Source organism: Buttiauxella noackiae ATCC 51607, assembly GCF_001654865.1.
In the GTDB taxonomy this organism is placed as follows: Bacteria; Pseudomonadota; Gammaproteobacteria; order Enterobacterales; family Enterobacteriaceae; genus Buttiauxella; species Buttiauxella noackiae.
Map to the genome: position 1 here is coordinate 369,901 of NZ_LXEO01000017.1, position 18,401 is coordinate 388,301.

Below are 18,401 nucleotides of genomic sequence, written 5' to 3' on the forward strand. Positions count from 1 at the left end.
AGAAAGAAAATAATGACGGTGCCATCTATCGTGGAACTTTTGTTGTGGGAGCTCGTTTTGTTCACTCTTTATAGTAAAAATGATGTCTATGTTCAGCTGCGAGGTGCTCAATGACCGCAGCGAGCCAGGCACAAACGTCACAAAACAAACCCCAGGAATGGCTGACCCGCGTTCGCGCGAATCCTAAAATCCCACTGATGGTCGCAGGTGCGGCAGCGATCGCCGTTATTATCGCGCTGGTACTGTGGGCCAAAACACCTGATTACAAAGTGCTTTACAGCAACCTGGCAGATCAGGACGGTGGTGCCATCGTCACGCAACTCACCCAAATGAATGTGCCTTACCGCTTCTCCGATAACGGTAGCGCCATTGAAGTTCCAGCCGATAAAGTCTATGACCTGCGTCTGCGCCTCGCCCAACAAGGGTTGCCTAAAGGTGGCGCAGTCGGGTTTGAGCTGCTGGACCAGGAAAAATTTGGTATTAGCCAATTTAGCGAGCAAATAAACTACCAGCGTGCGCTGGAAGGTGAACTGGCGCGTACGATCGAAACACTTGGCCCGGTGAAAAATGCGCGTGTGCATCTTGCCATGCCAAAACCCTCTCTTTTTGTCCGCGAGCAAAAATCCCCTTCTGCTTCCGTAACGCTCAGCCTCGAACCAGGCCGCGCTTTAGATGAAGGACAAATCAGCGCGGTGGTCCATATGGTTTCCAGCGCGGTAGCAGGGCTGCCGCCAGGCAATGTAACGCTTGTTGATCAAGGTGGGCATCTGCTCACGCAGTCCAATACCGCAGGCCGCGATTTAAACGATGCCCAGTTGAAATATGCGATGGATGTTGAAAGCCGCTTCCAGCGCCGTATCGAATCAATCCTCGCACCTATCGTGGGTAGCGGGAATGTCCATGCTCAGGTCACAGCCCAGATAGATTTTGCCAATAAAGAAAAAACCGAAGAGCAATATCGCCCGAACAGCGATCCTTCTCAGGCCGCCGTGCGTTCACGCCAGCTAAACCAAAGTGAGCAGGTTAATGGCCGTAACCCAGGTGGTGTCCCGGGTGCTCTTTCAAACCAACCGGCTCCGCCGAACAATGCCCCTATTGCTAATGCGCCACAAAACAATGCGGCAAATGCACCTCAACAAAATCAAACGACGTCGATGGGTGGTTCTACCCCAACCGGCTCAAGCAATACTCAGCGCGACGAAACGACTAACTACGAAGTTGACCGAACTATTTTGCATACCAAACTGAACACCGGTGATATTCAGCGCCTGTCTGTCGCAGTCGTCGTGAATTATCGCCAGCTAACCGATGGCAAACCGTTGCCGTTGACCGCTGAGCAGATGAAACAAATTGAGAACCTGACGCGTGAAGCGATGGGCTATTCCGACACACGTGGCGATACGCTCAACGTAGTGAACTCACCATTTAGTGCAACAGAAGAAACCAGCCTTGAGCTGCCGTTCTGGAAGCAACAAGCCTTCTTCGAAATGCTGATGTCCGCAGGCCGTTGGTTGGTCGTTCTGATTGTTGCCTGGTTGTTGTGGCGCAAACTGGTGCGCCCACTTATTCAACGCAAGGTTGAGGTGCAACAAACACAGGTGGAAGCACAGCGCCAACGTGCCGAAGAGGAGGATGCAGTTTCTGTTCGTCTGACGAAAGACGAACAGCAGCAGCAACGTAAAGCGAATCAGCGTCTCAGTGCTGAGGTCATGAGCCAACGTATTCGCGAGATGTCTGATAACGATCCGCGCGTCGTTGCGCTGGTTATACGCCAATGGATGAGTAACGAACTATGAGTATTAGCGGAACAGAGAAGAGCGCCATTCTGTTGATGACCATTGGTGAAGATCGTGCGGCGGAGGTGTTCAAACACCTTAGCCCGCGTGAAGTCCAGCATCTTAGTTCGGCCATGGCCAGCATTCGCCAGATTTCTAACAAGCAGCTAACCGAAGTGTTAGCTGAGTTCGAGCAAGAAGCTGAGCAATACGCTGCGCTGTCGATAAACGCCAACGACTACCTGCGTTCTGTGCTGATCAAAGCGTTGGGTGAAGAGCGTGCTTCCAGCCTGTTGGAGGATATTCTGGAAACGCGCGAAACCACCTCAGGCATGGAAACGCTCAACTTTATGGAACCGCAGAGTGCCGCCGACCTTATCCGCGACGAGCACCCACAGATCATCGCCACGATTCTGGTTCACCTCAAACGTGCCCAGGCTGCCGATATTCTGGCGCTGTTCGACGAACGTCTACGCCACGATGTGATGCTGCGTATCGCTACCTTCGGCGGTGTACAACCAGCGGCGCTGGCAGAGCTGACCGAAGTGCTTAACAACCTGCTCGATGGCCAGAACCTTAAACGCAGCAAAATGGGCGGCGTGAGAACGGCAGCAGAAATTATCAACCTGATGAAAACTCAGCAGGAAGAAGCGGTTATCTCCGCTGTACGCGACTTCGACGGCGAGCTGGCACAGAAAATCATCGACGAAATGTTCCTCTTCGAAAACCTGGTCGAAGTGGACGATCGCAGCATCCAGCGCCTGTTGCAGGAAGTGGAGTCCGAATCGCTGCTTGTCGCGCTCAAAGGTGCCGAGCAACCGCTGCGCGAGAAATTCCTGCGCAACATGTCGCAACGTGCGGCAGATATTCTGCGCGACGACCTCGCAAACCGTGGCCCGGTACGTCTCTCGCAGGTGGAAAACGAACAGAAAGCCATTCTGCTTATTGTTCGTCGCCTGGCAGAAACCGGCGAAATGGTGATTGGCACCAGCGAGGATACCTATGTCTAACTCGCTGTCATGGAAAATCTGGACACCAGACGACCTGGCTCCGCCTTCGCAAGCCTTCGAGCCGATGTTCCAGTCGCAATCGGATGGTGATGAACCTGAACAGGCTCAGGAAAGCGTGCCTGATTTACAGCAACAACTTGCTCAAATGCAGATGCAGGCTCATGAACAAGGCCATCAACTCGGCTATGCCGAAGGCCAAAAAATGGGCATGGAAGAAGGCCGTAAAACGGGTTTTCAGCAAGGACTGGAGCAAGGTCTTGCTGAGGCTAAGCAGCAACAAGCCCCTGTACATGCGCGAATGCAGCAACTGGTTAGCGAGTTCCAGTACACACTTGACGCGCTCGACAGCGTTATCGCTTCACGTCTGATGCAGATGGCACTGGAAGCGGCCCGTCAGGTTATCGGTGAAACCAAAGGCATTGATAACAATGCGTTGATTAAGCAGATTCAGTCGCTTTTGCAGCAAGAGCCACTGTTTAGCGGTAAACCACAGTTGCGCGTTCACCCCGACGATTTAACCCGCGTTGAAGAGATGCTGGGTGCCACGCTCAGTCTGCATGGCTGGCGCTTACGGGGTGATCCCGGTCTTCATCAGGGCGGTTGCAAAGTCTCCGCTGATGAAGGCGACCTTGATGCAAGTGTTGCAACGCGCTGGCAAGAACTCTGCCGACTTGCAGCCCCTGGAGTGTTGTGATGACTGCGCGCCTGACTCGCTGGCTCAACTCGCTCGATTCTTTTGAGGCAAAAATGTCTCAACTGCCGACCGTGCGTCGTTATGGTCGTTTGACTCGCGCAACCGGTCTGGTACTGGAAGCCACAGGCCTGCAATTACCGCTTGGCGCGACCTGCATCATCGAGCAGCACTCCAGAGATATCGAGTGTGAAGTCGTCGGTTTTAACGGCCAAAGACTGTTCCTGATGCCGCTTGAGGAAGTAGAAGGCATTCTGCCCGGTGCGCGTGTTTATGCTCGCGCCACCAGCGAAGGTGGCCTGCATAGTGGCAAACAACTGCCCCTCGGCCCGGCACTTCTGGGCCGTGTTCTTGATGGCAGTGGTCGCCCACTCGACAGCCTTCCGGCACCGGAAACAACCACGCTTGGTGCATTGGGGGCCGCCCCGTTCAACCCTTTACAACGAACCCCTATCGAACACGTGCTTGATGTTGGCGTGCGCCCTATCAACGCGCTGCTAACCGTGGGTCGCGGCCAGCGTATGGGTCTGTTTGCCGGTTCTGGCGTGGGTAAAAGTGTGCTGCTTGGCATGATGGCGCGTTATACCCAGGCCGATGTGATTGTCGTGGGGTTAATCGGCGAACGTGGGCGTGAAGTTAAAGACTTTATTGAAAACATTCTTGGCCCGGAAGGACGCGCCCGCTCAGTGGTTATTGCTGCTCCTGCGGATGTTTCGCCACTGCTGCGTATGCAGGGTGCCGCTTATGCCACGCGTATCGCCGAAGATTTCCGCGACCGTGGCCAGCATGTGTTGTTGATTATGGACTCCCTCACCCGTTATGCGATGGCGCAGCGTGAAATTGCACTGGCGATTGGCGAGCCACCAGCAACCAAAGGTTATCCACCTTCGGTGTTCGCAAAGCTGCCAGCGCTGGTTGAGCGTGCGGGTAACGGTATTTCTGGCGGTGGCTCTATTACCGCGTTTTATACCGTTTTGACCGAAGGCGACGATCAACAAGATCCGATTGCCGATTCCGCGCGCGCCATTCTTGATGGCCACATTGTGTTATCGCGCCGTCTGGCGGAAGGCGGTCACTACCCGGCAATCGATATTGAAGCGTCTATCAGCCGTGCCATGACGTCGTTAATTACCGATCAGCACTACGCACGCGTGCGCCATTTCAAACAACTGTTATCCAGCTTCCAGCGCAACCGCGATTTGGTGAGCGTTGGTGCATATGCCAAAGGCAGCGATCCGCAGCTCGATAAAGCAATTTTGCTGTGGCCGCAACTGGAAGCTTTTTTGCAGCAAGGGATCTTTGAGCGCAGCGGCTGGGAAGAAGCTTGCCAGTCACTGGAGATTATTTTTCCAACGGTTTGATAACCCATCGTAGGTCGGATAAGCGTCAGCTGTATCCGACACAAGCTTGACGAGAGGTCACTATGAACCAAAGCACAGCACTGGATACCCTGCGCGACCTGGCAGAAAAAGAGGTCGAGGACGCAGCAGTACGCTTAGGGGAAATGCGCCGCGGCTGCCAGGCGGCAGAAGAACAGCTCAACATGCTGATTAACTATCAATTTGAATATAGCTCCAGCCTCAACGACAGCATGAGTCAGGGCATTGCCAGTAACCGCTGGCAGAATTATCAGCAATTTATACAAACACTTGAGAAAGCTATCGATCAGCATCGCCAACAGTTGATGCAGTGGAACGGAAAGGTCAATCAGGCGCTGAATGTATGGCAAGAGAAGCAGAAAAGATTGCAGGCCTGGAGCACGTTACAACAGCGCAAAGCAGCGCAAGTACTGCTGGCCGAGAACAAGCTCGATCAAAAATTGATGGATGAATACGCCCAGCGGGCAACACTGAGGAAAGCAGAATGATTATGCAGCCCCTGATTACAACCTCTCCCGAAGTCGCAAGTACTACGCCAGCTCCGGGTGGTGTCGTTGCTGGCGATAAAGGCTTCAGTGAGGATTTCCTGAGCCTGCTGAGTCAAGCGCTGCCAGGCGAGGTCACTCTGGTGGAGGGTAAAACTGTTTCTCTGGAAGCCGCTTTGGGTAAAACAGCGGGCAAAGACGCACCTGCTATTGCTGTTGATGCCGCAGATGAAAAAACCACCCTTGCCGCGCTGTTAAATAACCTCGATACACCACAAGCTTTGTCTGCCCTGCTCTCTAACGTTAAGAAAAGCAGCAACGATGAAAAAACGGCCCAGGTCGATGCGCAACATGAGCAAACGCATACGCTCAGTAATGCTGACATGCAGGCATTAAGCGCACTGTTTGCCATGCTGCCGCAGCAAGTACCGGTCGCCAACGCACTCAATCACCAGCCAGATGCTGAAAGCAGCGCGGCGGTTAGCCTGAATACTTTGCTTTCCGGTAGTGGCATAAAAAATACGCCTGCGGTTGATGCACGAGTCAACAGCACCACTGCGACAGATAACGCAGTAGCACTCGATAGCACTACCGCAGCGGCAAAAAATGCACCAGCCACAACCGACTCACCGGTTGAAGCAAAAACTTTCACCATAAGTAGCACTGAAAATAGCAACCGTGATGCCGCTGCGAACAACACCAGTACGGCTTCCGCACTCACCACGCCAACTTTCAGTACCGCAACGGTAGCTACACCTGCCTCGGCGCAAATTGCTGTGCCAGTTGCCCCACAAATTAGCGCCCAACTGGGCAGTCAGGAGTGGCAGCAGGCTGTCAGCCAGCACATCACCCTATTCACTCGTCAGGGCCAGCAAAGTGCCGAGCTACGTCTGCATCCGGAAGATTTAGGGCAGATTCAAATCAGCATGAAGCTTGATGACAACCAGGCACAGTTGCAGATGGTTTCTGCCCACAGCCACGTTCGCGCAGCACTTGAAGCGACATTGCCAAACCTGCGTATTGCACTGGCAGAAAGTGGCATCCAGCTTGGGCAAAGCAGCATTAGTAGCGAAAGTTCTGCCGGGCAACAGCAACAACAATCAGGCCAACAGCAGCAACAAGCATCACGCTCGGGCGGTACTTTCCCGTCAATGGGAGATGCTGATTCGCTGGTTGTTCCTGCCAGCGTACAACGTTTAGCGTCGGGAAATAACGCGGTGGATATTTTCGCCTGAGCCACGTTCCCTAAGCTAAACGTTAGAGGTAACAACAAATATCACCTGTTTTCGGGCCTTTGAACGCCCGACGACACGCGATAATTAACCAATATGCAGTACCGATACAGGAAAGATGCGTTTTATGACTGACAACGCTTTGCCAAAAGGCCGCAAGCGCTCCATCTGGATGCCGTTACTGGTCCTGATTACACTTGCCGCGTGTGCTACCGCAGGTTACAGCTACTGGCGTATGCAGCAGCAACCTGCTGCCGCGCAGGCGAAGGCACCAGAGCCACCGCCAGCACCGGTATTTTACGCACTCGACACTTTCACCGTTAACCTCGGTGATGCTGACCGCGTCTTGTATATCGGTGTCACATTGCGCCTGAAAGATGAAGCCACGCGTCAACGTTTGAGTGAATTCCTGCCAGAAGTACGTAGCCGCCTACTGCTGCTGTTTTCCCGCCAGGATAGTGCAGCCCTTGCGACTGATGAAGGTAAACAGAAACTGGTTGAAGCGATAAAGAATACGCTGGCACCGCCTCTGGTCGCCGGACAACCTCAACAGGCAGTCAGCGACGTGCTGTATACCGCCTTTATTTTGCGGTAATCCCATGGGCGACAGCATTCTTTCTCAGGCCGAAATTGACGCACTGTTAAATGGCGACAGTGACAACTCTGACGAACCCAAGACCAGTGTCGTTAATGAAACCGACATTCGTCCTTATGACCCCAATACCCAACGTCGTGTGGTGCGCGAGCGCTTACAGGCACTGGAAATTATTAACGAGCGTTTTGCTCGTCAATTCCGTATGGGGTTATTTAACCTGTTACGTCGTAGCCCGGACATTACCGTCGGGGCTATTCGCATTCAGCCGTACCACGAGTTTGCCCGTAACTTGCCCGTGCCTACCAACCTCAACTTGATGCATCTGAAACCGCTGCGCGGCACTGGTTTGTTCGTGTTCTCTCCAAGCCTTGTGTTTATCGCCGTGGACAACCTGTTTGGCGGCGACGGACGTTTCCCAACTAAAGTTGAAGGCCGGGAGTTTACCCATACCGAGCAGCGCGTGATTAACCGCATGTTGAAACTGGCGCTGGAATCTTATAGCGATGCGTGGAAAGCCATTTATCCACTGGAAGTGGAGTATGTGCGCTCTGAAATGCAGGTGAAATTCACCAACATCACAACGTCCCCTAACGACATCGTGGTGAATACGCCATTCCATGTGGAAATCGGCAACCTGACCGGCGAGTTCAATATCTGCCTGCCGTTTAGCATGATTGAACCTTTGCGCGAACTGCTGGTGAATCCGCCGCTGGAAAATTCCCGTCAGGAAGACCAAAGCTGGCGCGATACGTTGGTTCGCCAGGTTCAGCATTCTGAGCTTGAGCTAATTGCCAATTTCGCGGATATCCCGCTTCGCCTGTCGCAAATTTTAAAATTGAAACCTGGTGACGTGCTGCCGATTGATAAACCGGACAGAATTCTGGCGCACGTTGACGGTGTTCCGGTACTGACTAGTCAGTACGGTACGCTTAACGGCCAGTACGCTCTGCGCGTCGAACATTTGATCAACCCGATACTGAATTCGCTGAACGAGGAACAGCCCAAATGAGTGATATTAATCAACCGTCCGACGATAATGCAGACTCCGTGGACGATCTGTGGGCTGACGCGTTAAACGAACAGAAAGTTTCCACCAACAAAAGCACCGCAGACAGCGTATTCCGTGCGCTTGAAGGCAATGACATAGCGGGCGCGATGCAAGATATCGACCTGATTATGGACATCCCCGTCAAACTGACGGTGGAACTGGGCCGCACCCGTATGACTATCAAAGAGCTGCTGCGTTTGTCGCAAGGTTCCGTGGTAGCGCTGGATGGCTTAGCAGGTGAGCCGCTGGATATTTTGATCAACGGCTATCTGATTGCTCAGGGCGAAGTCGTGGTCGTGGCCGATAAATACGGTGTCCGTATCACCGACATTATCACGCCATCTGAGCGCATGCGTCGTTTGAGCCGCTAACGCCATGAAAACCCAGGCAACTGTTCAGTCACAACCTACTGCCAGCACCGGCTCTCCGTTGGTGCAAGTGAGCGGCGCGTTAACGGCGATTATCATTTTTATTTTACTCGCGGCCTGGGTGGCAAAACGTTTTGGCTTTACGCCGAAAACCGGCTCCAGCAAAGAGATGAAAGTCAGCGCCAGTTGTAGCGTTGGCCCGCGTGAACGGGTGGTGATTGTCGATGTGCAAGATGCGCGTCTGGTGCTCGGCGTTACTGCCGGGCAAATCACTCATTTGCACACGCTCCCCGCAGCCCTGGTGAGCGAAACGGTGTCACCAGCAGCCCCTGCTGACTTCCAGAGTCTGATGAAAAATCTGCTTAAACGTAACGGGAAAGATTGATGAAACGTTGGCTCCCCTTCTCGTTGCTCGGTTTGTTGTTAGTTATGCCAGCCGCTTTTGCCCAACTACCTGGCCTCATCAGCCAGCCGATGTCTAACGGCGGCCAAAGCTGGACGCTTCCGGTTCAGACGCTGGTCTTTATTACGTCGCTGACATTTTTACCGGCAATTCTACTGATGATGACAAGCTTCACACGCATCATCATTGTTTTCGGCCTGCTGCGTAGTGCATTAGGCACACCGTCTGCACCACCCAACCAGGTTCTACTGGGGCTTGCGCTGTTTCTGACCTTTTTCATTATGGCCCCGGTATTCGACAAAATTTATACCGACGCGTACCAGCCGTTTAGTGAAAACAAAATTCAGATGGATGAGGCTCTGGAGCGGGGTTCTAAGCCGCTACGTGAGTTCATGTTGCGTCAAACCCGTGAAGCGGATCTGGCACTGTTCGCACGCCTGGCAGATATCCCTGCGCTGGAAGGACCTGAAGTGGTTCCGATGCGCATATTGTTACCGGCATACGTGACCAGCGAGTTGAAAACCGCTTTCCAGATTGGCTTTACCGTCTTTATTCCGTTTTTGATTATCGATCTTGTTATTGCAAGCGTACTGATGGCGTTGGGGATGATGATGGTGCCACCGGCAACTATCGCCCTGCCCTTTAAGTTAATGCTGTTTGTGTTAGTGGATGGCTGGCAATTGTTAGTCGGTTCGCTTGCGCAAAGTTTCTATAGTTAGAGGGAAAAAGATGACTCCTGAGTCGGTCATGATGATGGGCACCGAAGCGATGAAAGTGGCTTTGGCGCTCGCAGCCCCATTATTGATGGTGGCACTGGTGACGGGTCTTGTGATCAGTATGCTGCAGGCCGCAACCCAGATAAACGAAATGACACTGTCGTTTATCCCGAAAATTCTCGCGGTGTTCGTTACTATTATCGTTGCAGGGCCGTGGATGCTTAATCTGCTGCTGGATTATATGCGCACGCTGCTGACGAACATCCCGATGAACATTGGATGATTCACATTGATAGCGGGCAGTGGCTCACGTTATTAAGTATGGGGTTCTGGCCATTTATTCGTATTCTGGCCCTGATCTCAACGGCACCGATTCTCAGTGAACGCGCGATTTCAAAGAAGGTAAAAATTGGCCTCGCGTTGATGATTACCTGGATAGTTGCGCCGACGCTTCCGGCAACTGAGGTCACCATTTTCTCGGCGGCCGGATTCTGGCTTGCAGCACAGCAAATTCTGATTGGTACTGCGCTTGGCTTCACCATGCAGTTTGCCTTTGCCGCCATTCGTACCGCAGGTGAGATAATCGGCTTGCAGATGGGGCTCTCATTCGCGACCTTCTTTGACCCTGGTAGCCGTCTGAACATGCCAGTGCTTGCCCGTTTTATGGACATGCTGGCGATGCTGCTTTTTTTGGTGTTTAACGGCCATTTATGGCTGATATCGATGCTGGTCGACACTTTTCACACTCTGCCAATCGGTGGTAATCCGATTAACAGCAATGCGTTTATGGCGCTGACCCGAGCAGGCGGCCTGATCTTCATCAATGGCTTAATGCTGGCTCTCCCGCTCATCACTTTATTGCTCACGCTAAATATTGCACTGGGTCTGCTCAACCGAATGTCACCGCAGCTTTCTGTGTTTGTTATCGGTTTTCCGTTGACACTGGCTGTCGGCATGTTGGTGATGACAGCATTAATTCCCTTAATGGCTCCCTTCGCTGAACACTTATTTAGTGAAGTATTTAATTTACTCTCAGATATTGTGAGTGAAATTCCCGCAAATTAATCCCCAGGTTTTGTAGCGTCTTACTGAGGATATTCCTAAAAGCTTTCTTGAATAACATTCACCAGGATATAACTGGCGCGGCTTATATGCTTTTAGCTATCTCACATAATGTAACATTCACTTTACTTTGAGAGCATTCTTAACAAATTATACATAACTTTACTAGATAGTTGTAACCGAAATAATTCGAGCTCAATGGCGGTGGTAAGGGAATAAGTCCCGATGAACTTACATCAGAAAGTGATTCTGGCAAGTAACCGCAGCCAACAAAGATGCAGTTTGAAATATGTAGGTTAGTACGCCTAAAAATACTTAATTACGGGTGGGGGGTGTTATGTCAACGATCATTATGGACTTATGCAGTTATACCCGGTTGGGGTTAACAGGTTATTTAACCAGCCGTGGCATCCGAAAACGACAGATGACCAACGTGGAGACGATTGAGGATTTAGCGTTCGCTTGTGAATCCCAGACACCCAATGTGGTGTTTATTAATGAGGACTGTTTTATCCATGATGCTCAAAGCAGTGAGCGTATTAAGCAGATCATTAATCAGCATCCCAGTACTTTATTTCTGGTCTTTATGGCAATTGCTAATATTCATTTCGATGAATATCTTTTGGTGCGTAGCAATCTACTAATTAGTTCAAAATCTATAAAACCAGAGTCGCTGGACGAAATACTTTCAGAATATCTGGCAAAAAATGCTCACTGCATCGGGCATATTAATTTACCCACATTATCATTAAGCCGAACCGAGTCCAGTATGCTTAAAATGTGGATGTCTGGACAAGGCACGATTCAAATATCTGACCAGATGAATATCAAAGCAAAAACGGTCTCATCGCACAAAGGAAATATCAAACGCAAGATAAAGACACATAATAAGCAAGTGATTTATCATGTGGTGCGCCTTACCGATAATGTCACCAATGGAATATTCGTAAATTTGCGTTAATTAGAACAGGATGGTTTTAGGGTGGATTAGCGCAAGCGATATCCACCGCAAATATATTATTCAGCGCGCTCGACAAAAACGCCATCCGGGTGCCCCAGTTCGTTAAAAAACCAGATTCCCAACGGATACTCTTCGAGCGACACGAGGTACATCGTCCCCTCGCTAAATTGCTCGACAGCTAATACCACACCAGGCCGACGCGGGCCGCCATCGGTTTTGACTGTCACGCGATCGTTGATATTCATAACAAAAATCTCCAGGTTTCTTTGTGCCAGTGTAGATCAAAAACGACTCATTCGCATCGGATGATATGCAAGGTTATGCATTTTGTTAAGCGTCTATACTTAAACTCGGGTACAGCCTGGAGGACGACTGCATGAAGACCGCGAAAGAGCTCAATGAAACCACACGTATCGATGTCGATGCGCTATTGGCGGCCATCAATGAGATTAGCGAAAGTGAAGTGACACGTGCGAGTGACGATCCGCATCGAGTCAGTATCGATGGGCGCACATGGCATACCTACTCCGAATTAGCGGAAGCCTTCGAACTGGATATACACGATTTTAGTGTTAATGAAGTGAACCGCTGAATTCCCCGAAATATTTCGAGTTGCACAAATGCGGCAATTGAGTGACCCCCGATGAGCTTACATAGGTAAGTGATTCAGGTGTGTGAAAGTAGCCAACACATCAGCAACTTGAAGTATAGATGGGATAAAAGAATCCCGGCAGGAAAGCCGGGATGAAACTTGCGTTAGCAAGAAGCACTTGAAAAATTCGTTACATCAGGAAATCTGACGTGCATCCACAATACATCAGATTTATTTCAAAACAATGAATGATTCATTCTATGAATATTCAATTTTTCGCAATGACTTATCTAAAACAAGCCGGAGTTCCTTATTCTTTGCGGTTGTCAGCACTAATGTTGTTACTCACTAATGATTAGGTACCGAATTTAATTGAGATTTATCCTAATCAACCTGGCCCTTAACATTGGAATTTCAGGAGAAGTACCATGCCGAATCTGCACGATCCGTTATTAATCATTTCAGATCTTGATGGCACGTTACTGGAACATCATTCCTACCGTTGGGAGGCCGCAAGTCCATGGATTAACATTTTGCGCCAAAACAAGATCCCACTGATTTTGTGCAGTGCGAAAAGTGCTGCGGAAATCATTGAGTGGCAAAATGAGTTTTCATTAACAGGACAGGCGTTTATTGCAGAAAACGGGGCTGTTATTCAGCTAGATTCTCGCTGGAGTGACAGTGACGATTACCCTCGTCTGATGACGGGTATCCGCCATGAAGAGCTGTTTTCTGTTCTGGATAAGTTACGGCAGAAATTTGGCTTTAAATTTACCTGCTTTGCCGACGTTGATGAGAATACCCTATGTGAGTTAACTGGCCTTACACGCAAACAGGCAGGACTTGCAAAGCTCAGTGAAGCGTCAGAAACCTTGATATGGCGCGATAGCGAAGAAATGCTCGCCGCATTTAACAATCAGCTGGCAACTCTCGGTTTAATGATGCTGCAAGGCGGGCGGTTTTGGCATGTATTAGATGTTCAGGCAGGCAAAGATAAGGCGCTACACTGGCTTCAGGAACAGTTTCAGCAACGCGAAGGGAAAACCCACATCACAATAGGGCTTGGAGACAGTCCGAGTGATGCGTTACTGCTTGATAGCGTCGATTACGCCGTGGTTGTCAAAGGCTACAGCCGCCAGGCTATGACGTTGCAACGGGACGACCCACAACGCGTGTACCACACTCAGCACTATGGTCCAGAAGGATGGAAAGAAGGTCTCGATCATTTCATCACCCCTGAGTAACCGATTTAATCGTGATTACACACCTGATTACGCCCCCCCTGCTTCGCTTTATACAGGCGATGGTCAGCGTATGTCTGGAGACGTTCGAAATCGTAATCGCTAAATTCGGCGGCACTACTGACGCCAAACGATGCGCTAATCCTTACCGTATTGCCCTGCTTTAACAGTAATTCTTTACTATTAATACGAACTCTAATGCGTTCAGCTACTTTTGTTGCTTCTTCAAGCGAGGTATCAGGCAGTACGATACAAAACTCCTCACCACCTACTCGTCCGGCAATATCTCCCGTACGAAACGCATCACTGAGCATCGCTGCCGCATGGATAAGCACTTTGTCACCACTACTATGGCCAAACCTGTCGTTTATGCTTTTGAAGAGATCAAGGTCCATCTGAATAACCGAGAACGGTAAACCTTGCTGCTCACACTCTTGCGATAATTTACGCGCCATTTCGAAGAAAGCACCACGATTGTACAACCGGGTAAGCGTGTCGTAATTAGCACGCCAGGAGAGCGTCTGTTGGAGGCTAAACATATTAGTGACCAGGTGGCGAATCACAATCCACGACGCAAATAGCATGAGTGTGAACAACAACCACAGCACGCTCAGTACAATACTAATACGACCAAATTCACCCTGAACTCCTTCTTCCAGCGTGTGAACCTTTATCAGCAGGCCATCAAAGTTACTCAGCTTAGCCCAGGTGATAAAACGGCTGTCCATACGAATTTCACCCTGAGCCCCCTGTTTGGCTGAGGTCACCACGTTGGCGATTTGCGCCAGTTGCGGGGCCGTAAACAACGAATGCGTCGGCAACTCCCCCAAAGAACTCGCTATTGGATTAAGTTCGTTATCGTAGAGCAAGACGGTACCTTCATGGTCGTCATACTTTGCTTGCTGTAGAAAACTATGTAGCGAGTTGATTGGGTAATCGAGAGCCAGCACACCATACCAGCGGCCATTAAAATCCAGTGGTACCGAGGCGGTAACAATCTGACCCGATGCCGTGTCAGGGTTAAACGTGTGCGTCCACTTCAAAGCGCGTTGCGGGTTATTTTGCTGGGACTGTGAGGAAAAATAGGGCCGGGCTATTAAGCGGTAATAGAGCGAGACAATACCAGGATCATTAGCAGGTGGCGTGTTGGTCAAAAAGAACCCGCTGCGCGATGCATAGAACATGCGCTGAGGCATTGTTCCAGAACGGTCTGATAAGCGCATGATGTAGCTTAATTCCAGCGCCGAACTCAACTCTGAATGAAGCGTTTTTTCATCACGGTCTAGTAATGGGCTTTCATGGACAAATTCATCAGACACACCGCTCATCGGCAAACTGCGGTTTAAATCGAGACGTAATTGCCAAAAAGGTTGGCTACGCAAGGTATCAAAATCGGCCAGCGATTTACGGGTTCTGTCCGTGGATATGGGTGATTGCAGCGCATAGAGCATCGCATTGCGATAAAACAGCAGATTGTCGATGCTGTGCTGAAGTTGTCTATCAAGCAAGGTGGCAACGCTATCAAGACTATTGCGCTGGTTGGCGACATAAGCCCCTTCGAGTACCACAGCCTCTCGCCATGTCAGCACGGTGGAGAACAAAAATACAAATATAAAACAAAGGTTAACGACCTTCTGCGGATTTTTAAAACGGCTGATCACGCGTTGTATTGCATTGCCAAACACTGACACTCTCCCTGAAACCGCAATCATCTAAAAATCTGTCAATTGTGCCGTAACCATGACTTTCCCATGGCATGGGTCGGTTCTTATAAGTAGAGAATACATGACCACTCAGGACTATTACTAAGGGTAAATATATTCATGGATATTATATTACCCTCAAAACGAAAGGTATTCAGGAAATAAAAATGCCCCATCAATTCAATGACAGGGCATTTTAAGCTTATCCTTGCGAGCTGCCCCCTGTTACCAGTGGGGCCAGGTCATCCTCTCGGAAGGCCTCGCGCTTTACACCAAAACCATCATACCAACGACACTCCACCATCCCGCTGGAAAACCCGGTAACAATCATCCTTGGGCCACCATTCTTAGGCTGGACTTCATCGCTGACCACAAAGACCATAACTGCCTCCTGTATCAGGGGTGAAAACTTCTACAGTTATAGACAATGACCTACGGTTTTGCCTGGCAACCCGCACAAATTTACGCAAAAAGTTAGTGAACTGTGCGCCCACGCAGACGGTTTATGCCATTAACCACTGCCAACACAATGGCGCCAATAATAAAACCGATAATCAGGTTTGCTACAGTTGGGCCGAGCAAATGAACCACGCCCCCCATTTTTTGAGCCCAGTTTTCAATAGCATGATGAAGAACCGGAATACCGTGGACCAGAATGCCACCGCCGACCAAAAACATCGCAAGCGTGCCGACAACCGACAGGAATTTCATCAACCATGGTGCCAGCACTAATAAACCTTTGCCGATCCCGCGCGCGATAAGCGACGTTTTCTCGACCAGCCAAAAGCCGAGATCGTCGAGCTTAACGATAATTCCCACCAGGCCATACACGCCGACCGTCACGACCAGCGCTATCCCCGATAGCACCAACACCTGGTTGAGCAAGGGCGCATCGGCGACAATGCCTAACGTAATCGCCACAATTTCAGCAGAGAGAATAAAATCGGTACGAATCGCGCCTTTTACTTTGTCTTTTTCGTAAACCAGCGGATCTTGCGCGGCAATATCATCTAACCGCTTCTGGCGCTCTTCCGGTGATTCCTTGTGCTTACGGGCCTGAAGCGTGTGAACGACCTTTTCAACGCCTTCATAACACAGGAATGCGCCGCCAATCATTAACAGCGGCGTGATGGCCCATGGTGCAAAAGCGCTAATAATAAGAGCCAGAGGAACGAGGATCAGTTTATTAATGGCCGAACCCTTCGCGACTTGCCACACCACTGGCAACTCACGGTTTGCCCGCACTCCTGAAACTTGTTGTGCATTAAGTGATAGATCGTCTCCCAATACCCCGGCAGTTTTCTTCGCTGCCAGTTTCCCCATCATCGAGATATCGTCCAGCAACGTGGCGATATCATCCAGCAAAGTTAGTAAGCTACTTCCAGCCAAAATGATCATCCTTTTTTGTTTGTCTACTCAATAGTATGGAACAAAAGTTGGCTGGCGAATATTAAACTCATCTGTCAATAAAAATTAACATTCCACAAACAAGTAAAATCCTCGCCAGAAAGATAGTTTTGACGTTAACTATTAGCTCTATTAGCGTTAGTTACCCTAAATAATTCGAGTGGTAGGTAGGGTAAAGAGAGGAAACATGCGCGTTCGTTCTGGTCAGTTATTGCCGCTGGTTGCAGCATTATTTGCGTTGTACATCATCTGGGGTTCCACCTATTTTGCTATCGCCGTAGGCGTAAAAAGCTGGCCACCATTTATGATGGCTGGTGTGCGATTTATGGTGGCCGGCGTGTTGTTGATGAGCGTTTTATTACTCCGGGGCCATAAATTACCCGCAATGCGCCCAATGCTTAATGCCGCGTTAATTGGCGTATTATTACTTGCTGTTGGCAATGGCTTCGTGACCGTCGCAGAACATCAACATGTTCCGTCTGGTATTGCTGCTGTCATGGTCGCAACGGTTCCGCTCTTTACTTTGTGCTTTAGCCGCCTGTTCGGCATTCAAACCCGCAAATTAGAATGGCTCGGAATCGCCATTGGCCTTGCTGGCATCGTGCTACTGAATAGTGGTGGCAACCTGAGTGGCAATCCCTGGGGCGCGCTGTTAATCCTGATTGGCTCTTTGAGCTGGGCTTTTGGTTCGGTTTACGGGTCGCGTATTGAATTACCTGTCGGTTTGATGGCTGGCGCGGTAGAAATGCTCGCGGCGGGAATGGTCCTTCTGGCCGCATCGGCGTTAACGGGCGAACGCCTGTTTGCAATGCCTACACCGGCAGGCTTTATGGCGGTGGCTTATCTTTCACTATTTGGTTCGATTATTGCGATCAGTGCTTATATGTACCTTATTCGTAATGTTGCACCTGCGGTAGCGACCAGCTATGCCTACGTTAACCCAGTCGTGGCGGTGCTTTTGGGTACAGGTTTTGCTGGAGAAAGTTTATCCCCAATAGAATGGTTGGCATTAGGTGTAATTATCTTTGCGGTAGTGCTGGTTACACTTGGGAAATATCTCCTGCCCCCAAAGCCGGTAATTATCCCATGTGAAGTAGAGAAGTAATCAACTCATGGGTGGCATTTGCCACCCGCTATTTGTGATGGCATGAATACCCTGCCCATCAATTTCGGCAAAATTTTCCCCGCTACAGATCCACTCTTCAAGCCGTTCGCAAAGCGCACTATCGCTAAGTTTTTCACGCCCACGTAATGAACATTCCCATACCAGAAGAACTCGCCAACCATCGTTCAATAAAAGTTGTATGTCTCGCTTATCGCGCAGCACATTTTTACCTATTTTCTCGAGCCAGAACTCGGTGCGAGTTGCCGGAACCTTGAACAGATAACAGTCGTGGTGATGCCAGAAACAGCCATGCGCAAAAATAACGCAGCGATATTCATCAATGACGAAATCCGGACGGCCAGCAAGCAAGGCATCCTGCACGCGGAATGCAAACCGACATTCGCTCAATAAGCCAGACAAGCGTTTTTCAATAGCGGTGTCACGCGTCGCAATGGCGCGCATATTTTTACTGCGAATCGCCTTACTATGCACATCAACCATCAGCAGCTCTCTTACTCATTATTAATACCCAACCTAATATTAGCAACAACCACGCAACAAACGTTATAAAAAATTAATAACCCTGCTCGGAATAATTAAAAATAATCTAATAGTGAAATTACTCCTG

General features: G+C 50.0%; 22 protein-coding genes. 17 read left to right on the forward strand and 5 right to left on the reverse strand.

Features of this window, described 5'->3' with window-relative positions; genetic code table 11:
• Positions 1 to 110 precede the first annotated feature (110 nt).
• The 14 genes from fliF to rcsA all read left to right on the forward strand — a co-directional run bounded on the left by fliF (position 111) and on the right by rcsA (position 11,725).
• Complete coding sequence (gene fliF / locus M979_RS09245; protein ID WP_064554615.1) at positions 111 to 1,796, forward strand: flagellar basal-body MS-ring/collar protein FliF; 1,686 nt, start codon at positions 111 to 113, stop codon at positions 1,794 to 1,796.
• Entirely contained in the window at positions 1,793 to 2,785 is a 993-nt protein-coding gene (fliG, locus tag M979_RS09250) for a flagellar motor switch protein FliG (RefSeq protein ID WP_034458207.1), read from the forward strand. Before fliF ends, fliG begins: the two co-directional genes overlap by 4 nt.
• A complete protein-coding gene (fliH, locus tag M979_RS09255) occupies positions 2,778 to 3,479 on the forward strand; it encodes a flagellar assembly protein FliH (protein WP_064554616.1) in 702 nt (233 codons plus the stop codon). Before fliG ends, fliH begins: the two co-directional genes overlap by 8 nt.
• On the forward strand, positions 3,479 to 4,837 hold the full coding sequence (fliI, locus tag M979_RS09260; RefSeq protein ID WP_034458211.1) for a flagellar protein export ATPase FliI: 1,359 nt from the start codon (positions 3,479 to 3,481) through the stop codon (positions 4,835 to 4,837). Before fliH ends, fliI begins: the two co-directional genes overlap by 1 nt.
• Positions 4,838 to 4,899: 62 nt before the next feature.
• Positions 4,900 to 5,343 carry a flagellar export protein FliJ gene (fliJ, locus tag M979_RS09265; protein WP_034458213.1) on the forward strand — a complete coding sequence of 148 codons (444 nt, stop codon included), beginning with the start codon at positions 4,900 to 4,902 and terminating at the stop codon, positions 5,341 to 5,343.
• The gene (locus M979_RS09270) at positions 5,340 to 6,575 is read left to right on the forward strand and encodes a flagellar hook-length control protein FliK (RefSeq protein WP_064554618.1); all 1,236 of its coding nucleotides are present in this window, start codon (positions 5,340 to 5,342) and stop codon (positions 6,573 to 6,575) included. The genes fliJ and M979_RS09270 overlap by 4 nt, the downstream gene beginning before the upstream one ends.
• Before the next feature lie 124 nt (positions 6,576 to 6,699).
• Positions 6,700 to 7,167, forward strand: a complete 468-nt coding sequence (gene fliL, locus M979_RS09275) for a flagellar basal body-associated protein FliL (RefSeq protein WP_034460010.1) — start codon at positions 6,700 to 6,702, stop codon at positions 7,165 to 7,167.
• 4 nt (positions 7,168 to 7,171) lie between these two features.
• On the forward strand, positions 7,172 to 8,176 hold the full coding sequence (fliM, locus tag M979_RS09280; protein ID WP_034458217.1) for a flagellar motor switch protein FliM: 1,005 nt from the start codon (positions 7,172 to 7,174) through the stop codon (positions 8,174 to 8,176).
• The gene (gene fliN, locus M979_RS09285; protein WP_034458219.1) at positions 8,173 to 8,586 is read left to right on the forward strand and encodes a flagellar motor switch protein FliN; all 414 of its coding nucleotides are present in this window, start codon (positions 8,173 to 8,175) and stop codon (positions 8,584 to 8,586) included. The genes fliM and fliN overlap by 4 nt, the downstream gene beginning before the upstream one ends.
• Positions 8,587 to 8,590: 4 nt before the next feature.
• On the forward strand, positions 8,591 to 8,968 hold the full coding sequence (fliO, locus tag M979_RS09290; protein ID WP_034458221.1) for a flagellar biosynthetic protein FliO: 378 nt from the start codon (positions 8,591 to 8,593) through the stop codon (positions 8,966 to 8,968).
• Entirely contained in the window at positions 8,968 to 9,705 is a 738-nt protein-coding gene (gene fliP, locus M979_RS09295; RefSeq protein ID WP_064554620.1) for a flagellar type III secretion system pore protein FliP, read from the forward strand. The genes fliO and fliP overlap by 1 nt, the downstream gene beginning before the upstream one ends.
• Before the next feature lie 10 nt (positions 9,706 to 9,715).
• Positions 9,716 to 9,985, forward strand: coding sequence for a flagellar biosynthesis protein FliQ (gene fliQ / locus M979_RS09300; protein WP_034458225.1), 270 nt, complete (start codon positions 9,716 to 9,718; stop codon positions 9,983 to 9,985).
• Complete coding sequence (gene fliR / locus M979_RS09305) at positions 9,982 to 10,767, forward strand: flagellar biosynthetic protein FliR (protein ID WP_034458227.1); 786 nt, start codon at positions 9,982 to 9,984, stop codon at positions 10,765 to 10,767. Before fliQ ends, fliR begins: the two co-directional genes overlap by 4 nt.
• 334 nt (positions 10,768 to 11,101) lie before the next feature.
• Entirely contained in the window at positions 11,102 to 11,725 is a 624-nt protein-coding gene (rcsA, locus tag M979_RS09310) for a transcriptional regulator RcsA (protein WP_064512067.1), read from the forward strand.
• Positions 11,726 to 11,781: 56 nt separating this feature from the next.
• On the opposite strand, the gene dsrB is transcribed toward rcsA, so the two are convergent.
• On the reverse strand, positions 11,782 to 11,970 hold the full coding sequence (gene dsrB, locus M979_RS09315; RefSeq protein WP_034458231.1) for a protein DsrB: 189 nt from the start codon (positions 11,968 to 11,970) through the stop codon (positions 11,782 to 11,784).
• Positions 11,971 to 12,101: 131 nt separating this feature from the next.
• Between dsrB and yodD the strand changes: the two genes are divergently transcribed.
• Positions 12,102 to 12,317, forward strand: coding sequence for a YodD family peroxide/acid resistance protein (yodD, locus tag M979_RS09320; protein ID WP_064512069.1), 216 nt, complete (start codon positions 12,102 to 12,104; stop codon positions 12,315 to 12,317).
• 428 nt (positions 12,318 to 12,745) lie between these two features.
• Positions 12,746 to 13,561, forward strand: a complete 816-nt coding sequence (locus tag M979_RS09325; RefSeq protein ID WP_064554621.1) for a mannosyl-3-phosphoglycerate phosphatase-related protein — start codon at positions 12,746 to 12,748, stop codon at positions 13,559 to 13,561.
• 5 nt (positions 13,562 to 13,566) lie between these two features.
• Here the strand turns inward: M979_RS09325 and dgcQ are convergent, their stop codons facing one another.
• The 3 genes from dgcQ to M979_RS09340 form a co-directional block, all read right to left on the reverse strand.
• On the reverse strand, positions 13,567 to 15,243 hold the full coding sequence (dgcQ, locus tag M979_RS09330) for a cellulose biosynthesis regulator diguanylate cyclase DgcQ (RefSeq protein ID WP_245164695.1): 1,677 nt from the start codon (positions 15,241 to 15,243) through the stop codon (positions 13,567 to 13,569).
• Positions 15,244 to 15,463: 220 nt separating this feature from the next.
• Positions 15,464 to 15,643: a YodC family protein gene (locus M979_RS09335; RefSeq protein ID WP_064554625.1), complete on the reverse strand. Its 180-nt coding sequence runs from the start codon at positions 15,641 to 15,643 to the stop codon at positions 15,464 to 15,466.
• A gap of 92 nt (positions 15,644 to 15,735) precedes the next feature.
• Positions 15,736 to 16,650, reverse strand: coding sequence for a DUF808 domain-containing protein (locus tag M979_RS09340; RefSeq protein ID WP_064554627.1), 915 nt, complete (start codon positions 16,648 to 16,650; stop codon positions 15,736 to 15,738).
• A gap of 205 nt (positions 16,651 to 16,855) precedes the next feature.
• Between M979_RS09340 and yedA the strand changes: the two genes are divergently transcribed.
• Positions 16,856 to 17,773, forward strand: a complete 918-nt coding sequence (yedA, locus tag M979_RS09345; RefSeq protein ID WP_064554629.1) for a drug/metabolite exporter YedA — start codon at positions 16,856 to 16,858, stop codon at positions 17,771 to 17,773.
• Here the strand turns inward: yedA and M979_RS09350 are convergent, their stop codons facing one another.
• A complete protein-coding gene (locus tag M979_RS09350; protein ID WP_064554631.1) occupies positions 17,774 to 18,274 on the reverse strand; it encodes a very short patch repair endonuclease in 501 nt (166 codons plus the stop codon).
• Positions 18,275 to 18,401 lie beyond the last annotated feature (127 nt).

Excerpts from the sequence above, each read along its gene's own strand:
- dsrB (WP_034458231.1), bottom strand. The coding sequence starts at position 11,970 with ATGAATATCAACGATCGCGTGACAGTCAAAACCGATGGCGGCCCGCGT.
- fliF (WP_064554615.1), top strand. The coding sequence starts at position 111 with ATGACCGCAGCGAGCCAGGCACAAACGTCACAAAACAAACCCCAGGAA.
- fliO (WP_034458221.1), top strand. The coding sequence starts at position 8,591 with ATGAAAACCCAGGCAACTGTTCAGTCACAACCTACTGCCAGCACCGGC.
- M979_RS09350 (WP_064554631.1), bottom strand. The coding sequence starts at position 18,274 with ATGGTTGATGTGCATAGTAAGGCGATTCGCAGTAAAAATATGCGCGCC.
- yodD (WP_064512069.1), top strand. The coding sequence starts at position 12,102 with ATGAAGACCGCGAAAGAGCTCAATGAAACCACACGTATCGATGTCGAT.
- fliI (WP_034458211.1), top strand. The coding sequence starts at position 3,479 with ATGACTGCGCGCCTGACTCGCTGGCTCAACTCGCTCGATTCTTTTGAG.
- fliJ (WP_034458213.1), top strand. The coding sequence starts at position 4,900 with ATGAACCAAAGCACAGCACTGGATACCCTGCGCGACCTGGCAGAAAAA.
- fliH (WP_064554616.1), top strand. The coding sequence starts at position 2,778 with ATGTCTAACTCGCTGTCATGGAAAATCTGGACACCAGACGACCTGGCT.
- fliN (WP_034458219.1), top strand. The coding sequence starts at position 8,173 with ATGAGTGATATTAATCAACCGTCCGACGATAATGCAGACTCCGTGGAC.
- rcsA (WP_064512067.1), top strand. The coding sequence starts at position 11,102 with ATGTCAACGATCATTATGGACTTATGCAGTTATACCCGGTTGGGGTTA.
- yedA (WP_064554629.1), top strand. The coding sequence starts at position 16,856 with ATGCGCGTTCGTTCTGGTCAGTTATTGCCGCTGGTTGCAGCATTATTT.
- M979_RS09335 (WP_064554625.1), bottom strand. The coding sequence starts at position 15,643 with ATGGTCTTTGTGGTCAGCGATGAAGTCCAGCCTAAGAATGGTGGCCCA.
- fliQ (WP_034458225.1), top strand. The coding sequence starts at position 9,716 with ATGACTCCTGAGTCGGTCATGATGATGGGCACCGAAGCGATGAAAGTG.
- M979_RS09325 (WP_064554621.1), top strand. The coding sequence starts at position 12,746 with ATGCCGAATCTGCACGATCCGTTATTAATCATTTCAGATCTTGATGGC.
- fliP (WP_064554620.1), top strand. The coding sequence starts at position 8,968 with ATGAAACGTTGGCTCCCCTTCTCGTTGCTCGGTTTGTTGTTAGTTATG.
- fliL (WP_034460010.1), top strand. The coding sequence starts at position 6,700 with ATGACTGACAACGCTTTGCCAAAAGGCCGCAAGCGCTCCATCTGGATG.
- fliR (WP_034458227.1), top strand. The coding sequence starts at position 9,982 with ATGATTCACATTGATAGCGGGCAGTGGCTCACGTTATTAAGTATGGGG.
- M979_RS09270 (WP_064554618.1), top strand. The coding sequence starts at position 5,340 with ATGATTATGCAGCCCCTGATTACAACCTCTCCCGAAGTCGCAAGTACT.
- fliM (WP_034458217.1), top strand. The coding sequence starts at position 7,172 with ATGGGCGACAGCATTCTTTCTCAGGCCGAAATTGACGCACTGTTAAAT.
- fliG (WP_034458207.1), top strand. The coding sequence starts at position 1,793 with ATGAGTATTAGCGGAACAGAGAAGAGCGCCATTCTGTTGATGACCATT.